4 protein-coding genes are annotated in these 5,408 nt (G+C 44.7%); 1 reads left to right on the forward strand and 3 read right to left on the reverse strand.

Annotated features, from left to right (window positions below):
- The first annotated feature begins 481 nt into the window (after positions 1–481).
- On the forward strand, positions 482–1,765 hold the full coding sequence (locus AC5V8P_RS22945; protein WP_064796792.1) for a pectate lyase family protein: 1,284 nt from the start codon (positions 482–484) through the stop codon (positions 1,763–1,765).
- Positions 1,766–1,909: 144 nt separating this feature from the next.
- On the opposite strand, the gene AC5V8P_RS22950 is transcribed toward AC5V8P_RS22945, so the two are convergent.
- The 3 genes from AC5V8P_RS22950 to AC5V8P_RS22960 form a co-directional block, all read right to left on the reverse strand.
- The gene (locus AC5V8P_RS22950) at positions 1,910–2,977 is read right to left on the reverse strand and encodes an ABC transporter ATP-binding protein (RefSeq protein ID WP_063211243.1); all 1,068 of its coding nucleotides are present in this window, start codon (positions 2,975–2,977) and stop codon (positions 1,910–1,912) included.
- A gap of 225 nt (positions 2,978–3,202) precedes the next feature.
- Entirely contained in the window at positions 3,203–4,582 is a 1,380-nt protein-coding gene (locus AC5V8P_RS22955) for a sensor histidine kinase (RefSeq protein WP_064796793.1), read from the reverse strand.
- Between the two features lie 3 nt (positions 4,583–4,585).
- Positions 4,586–5,296 (reverse strand): response regulator transcription factor, encoded by a 711-nt coding sequence (locus AC5V8P_RS22960; RefSeq protein WP_064796794.1) that lies wholly within the window; start codon positions 5,294–5,296, stop codon positions 4,586–4,588.
- Positions 5,297–5,408 lie beyond the last annotated feature (112 nt).

Below are 5,408 nucleotides of genomic sequence, written 5' to 3' on the forward strand. Positions count from 1 at the left end.
TTCGGGATAAAAGGCGTGAGACAAGTCCACCCACTCTTTTTGCTTCAACAACTTCAAGATATCTGCTAAATGCTCTGCCATGATGCCCAATCCTCCTCAGCTTGATTACAAGCATTGTACCTGAGGATTCTACAAAAATCCATAATTCCCCTGTCATTTTTTTTCGCATTTTGACTTGAAATCGTTAACATTACGAGAAAAATGATTCTATCTTTATTCACCGAAAAATTCCATATAATCATATATACAATTTTTATTTCATGTGATTGTTAACGTTTTCATTCTTGTATATGCGTTTTGATTGGAAAAACAAGGGCTCTATTGAATTATATAAAAAATTCGACAAAAATTTTAGCATGTAACTTTTATTATATTAACAAATACTGGAACAAAAAGTATGATAGAACATGTAGTAACTACAGGAGCACCCGGGACTCCCTTCGTTCGTCTACTCTATTAATTCAATATACGGAGGTATTTTATGAAAAAAAGATGTTCACTCGCCATCGCAGCCGTGTTACTGTTCGCTACTCTGGCTCCTATGGATGCACCTGCACATGCAGCCAGCGATATCGGCAAGGAGACACTCGGCAGCAAAAACGGCTGGGCCGCCTTTTCTACGGGTACAACAGGTGGAGCTGCTGCTACTTCCTCCAATATTTTCACCGTAACGAACCGTAAACAACTTGTCGATGCCTTAGGTAAAAGCAGCAACACTACGCCTAAAATCATTTATGTTAAAGGCACAATCAATGCCAACGTCGATGATAACAATAAACCGTTAGGACTGAATGATTATAAGGACCCTAAATATGATTTTAACGCATATCTCAAGGCGTATGATCCATCTACGTGGGGAAAAAAGGTTCCTTCCGGTACATTAGAAGACGCACGTAAGGCTTCACAGAAAAATCAAGCCAGTCGTGTCGTTATTGATATCCCCTCCAATACAACGATAGTTGGTCTGGGCAATAACGCCGTCATTAACGGTGCGAACTTCCAATTGAAAAAGGGTACAGACAACGTCATTATCCGTAATATTGAATTTCAGGACGCCTACGATTATTTCCCGCAGTGGGACCCAACGGATGGCAGCACAGGCAACTGGAATTCAGAGTATGACAGCATTACAATTAATGGAGCTACACATGTATGGGTGGACCACAACACGTTCAACGACGGGTCTCACCCCGATAGCGGAAATGGCACCTTCTACGGTCAAGAATACCAGCATCATGATGGACTGCTCGATGTGACTAACCAAGGCGATCTGGTTACTATTTCATACAACCACTTTCACGATCATGACAAAACATCCATTATCGGCAACAGCGACAGCAAAACAGCAGATGAAGGAGCTTTACGTGTAACCCTGCATCACAATTATTATGAGAACACAGTACAACGCACACCGCGCGTACGTTATGGACAGGTTCATCTATATAACAATTACTATTCCGGGGATGTGAATCGCTCTGAATACCCTACGCTGTATATTTGGGGTGCGGGCAAATCCTCCAAAATCTTTGCTGAAAACAATGTCATTGACGTTGCGGGACTATCCGCAGCCAAAATTGTGTCTGTTTTTGGTGGAACCGCCTTGTCAGATACGGGCACACTTCTGAATGGACAGGCCGTTAACGCAGGCTCCAGTGCGGGTCTTAGCTCCTCTGTTGGCTGGAAGCCATCCTTGAATGATAAAATCTCCCCATCCGCCAGCGTGAAGGCAGAAGTCACTTCCCAAGCCGGTTCTGGCAAGTTGTAAGTATTGCCGTATAATACAAAGCACCACAGGCCCATGTAGCCTGCGGTGTTACAGCAAAAAGGCTGTTTCTCCGTAATATGAATCCACATGGAGAAACAGCCTTTTTCATTTATTATTTGAGATTATTTACAAATTATTCGTGCCTTAACTGCCGTATTGTTCAACTAAAACTGGCTTTTCAAATGCATTATCCAGCTTGCGAAGTTTAGCCTTCACCGCTTCTGGTGGCTCAACCGCAGGTGCATCTGGATGAAGCAGCCACGATTTCACAAAGTGTGTATCGGACAATTGATAGAGTGGCGGCTCTTTCTCAAAGTCAATTTTCATAGCATACGAACTACGGGCTGCAAAGGCATCCCCTACAGGTGGGTGAAGCAGATCCGGTGGTGTTCCCGGGATCGCGGCCAGCTTCTGACCATGGCTGTCCAAACTAGGCATGGAAGCGAGGAGTCCCCATGTATATGGATGTTTCGGGTTATAGAAAATTTCATTAACCGTACCTGTTTCCACGATTTGTCCTGCATACATAACAGCTACACGATCTGCCATCTTTGCCACAACACCAAGGTCATGAGTAATAAAGATGATAGAGGTATCGATCTTTTTCTGAAGGTCCTTCATCAGTTCTAAGATTTGAGCTTGAATGGTTACATCCAACGCAGTCGTCGGCTCATCGGCAATCAGAAGTTTAGGATTAGCAGCCAAAGCCATCGCAATAACGACACGTTGACGCATACCACCACTGAACTCATGCGGATATTGGTTGAAACGCTGTTCAGGGTGTGGAATACCTACCAGGTTCAGCAACTCAATGCCCCGCTTGCGAGCAGCATCTTTGGATATCTTTTCATGCTTGAAAAGCACTTCCGTGATCTGCTTGCCGACTTTCATCGTCGGGTTAAGCGAAGTCATAGGGTCCTGTGAAATCAACCCAATTTCCTTACCACGAATTTTTTGCATTTGCTTTTCCGTTTTATGAATCAGCTCTTCCCCGTCAAACAAAATTTGACCCTTTTGATAGACGCCCGGAGGAGTTGGGATCAGCTTCATAACAGCTTGCGAGGTTACACTTTTGCCTGAGCCGGATTCGCCGACAATCGCCAGCGTCTCTCCTTTATTGACATGAAAGTTTACGCCACGAATGGCCTGCACTAGGCCCTGACGGGTCTTGAAAGATATCGTTAAGTCCTTCACTTCCAAAAGGCGGTTCATCTCATCACTCTTTCATTTATTATTCATCATTATTATTGACCACTATCTAAAAAAACGACGTTCATGAGTCAAGGTATATACGAATAATTTTACTCATTTTAGTGCTCGCCAGTCAAGCAATATCTAAAATATCACCAAAAACCTATCATGATATGTCATGTTAGTGGCATATTTTTGCGATAAATTGATCATTTTTAACCATTTTTCCCTCATTTATAACATGTGTCATGACATGCGTTGAATGTAGCTGAAGCGCGCCCCACCTAATGGCGACCGTGTACAAAGTAATTCTCCATTCAGTCGCGAGGCTATTTGACGGCAGATAGCCAATCCTAGACCCGTGACACCATTTGATCCCGTATAGAATCTTCCGAACACCTCGGCTGCTTCAGATTCGGTTAGGCCTTTCCCATCATCATCTACATGCATAGCCCACACAACCTCCGGTGTTGTCCCTGTCTCCAAATGAATGACAACCTCCGTAGAGGTATGTCGAACTGCATTTTGCAGCAAATTCAATATCATGCGGAATAATTGCTCGGCCGGCACGGCCACATGCAGCCCCTCTCCCTCCACTCGCAGCGAGATAGAGCGTTCACTGGCCATCGGCATCAGCAGATGAACAGCGTCCTCTGCCATACTTCTCAGATCAACCAGAGAGACAGGCCATTCCTCAGTTAGCGCCTCCAGCCTCGATAGCTGAAGCAACTTTTCCACCATATCAATTAATCGCTGGGATTGCACTCTGATAATGCTCAGTCCCTCATCCTGAGATACCACTTGATCCTGAATGGCATATACATAGCCTTGAATGGACATTAACGGTGTCCTTAACTCGTGTGATACATTTTGTAGAAATTCAATTTGGCTGTGGTGGTGCTGCTGAATGCGGGCGGACATGGAATGAAAGGTGCCAATCAATTCGCCAATTTCGCTTTTGTCCGCCTGTGGAAAATCACTATCCTGTGGCTGATTCGGCTCATAGTTGCCTACCGCCTCCTTCAATCGTTTGAGCGGACGTACCAGACGTGAAACAACCAACAGACCAATAACGAGAATCACCAGAAAGCTCGCGATGATCGACAGCAGCGTAGTTCTCATTAACGGTACATAAAGAGCTCTTAAAGAAGATAAGGGTGAATATACAAAAATACGAAAAGGTTGCCCGGGCAATTCTTCATTCGTAAACAGTATCTTTTTACCTGAAAGGACAGCAACGCCTTCATGTGTAGTAACCAAATCGTGAGCAGACGGATGGACCGATGCAAAAAAGCCCTGGCGGACCAAAAGCAAACGCTCGAGCTTTTTGCCTTCCATTCCAGCGACGCTGGAGTCGATGATGCGATTATCCGTGCTTAAAATAAAATAATCGGCAGATAAAAGCACACCCTTGATAACATAGTGAAATTCAGCATTATCCAGCCGATCAAATCCTCCGTCACTCATAATATGGACGGCTTTCCGTGCCTGATCATGGAGCTTAGATTTGGCCTGATTCACCAGAATGTCATCAATGAGCCTAATGAACAAGACCACCGTTATACAGACGGTAATCAGCATGGCAATGGAGAGGGACAGCAGAATTTTAGCTCTCATCGTACGCATGGCTTACTTCTCCTGAACCGTTGCTTTATATCCGAAGCCCCATACCGTGTTAATGACGAGTGTGGAGTGGTATTCTGCCAACTTTTTGCGAATCCGTTTGACCAGATCATCTACGACCCTCACATCTCCTATAAAATCATAGCTCCACACCTGCTGAATCAAATGCTCTCTGCCAAAAGGTCGTTCCAGATGATTCGCAAGAAACAGCAGCAGATCGAATTCACGTGAGGTCAAATTCACCGCTTGTCCATCTACTGTAACTTTACGAAAGTCAGCAAAAATGCATAGATTGCCCGCATGGCAAAGATTTGCGCTCTCTGTTACTTGCTTGTCATCAGATGCAGACGTGCCCGCCTTGCTAAGCCTTAGCATCGCTTTGACCCTGCCCACCAGCTCCCTTGGATTAAAGGGCTTGGTCAAAAAATCACTGCATCCCAATTCCAGCCCGTGGATGCGGTCACTTTCCTCTCCGCGTGCGGAGATCATAATGATTGGCATTTCTGTAAACTCACGAAGCTGAGTCAATAGAGAAAGCCCGTCAATGCCTGGCATCATAATATCAAGCACGAGACAATCCGGACGGTTGGTTCGGATATGCTCTACCAGTGTTTTCCCACTGGAAAAGGAAGTTACCTCATAGGACTCTTTTTTCAAATATTCAGATATTAGTTGTAAAATGAACACATCGTCATCCACTACTACTATTTTTGTCATAGCCTTAACCCCTTGCTGTTGTTCTGAATGCTAGCATCCTTTCCTAAGCTTAACAGAAGCCCCGCAGAATAGACAAAAGACGGGTATACCGTTCCCGGTCCCGTCTTTTCTT

The organism is Paenibacillus sp. N119s, assembly GCF_059447605.1.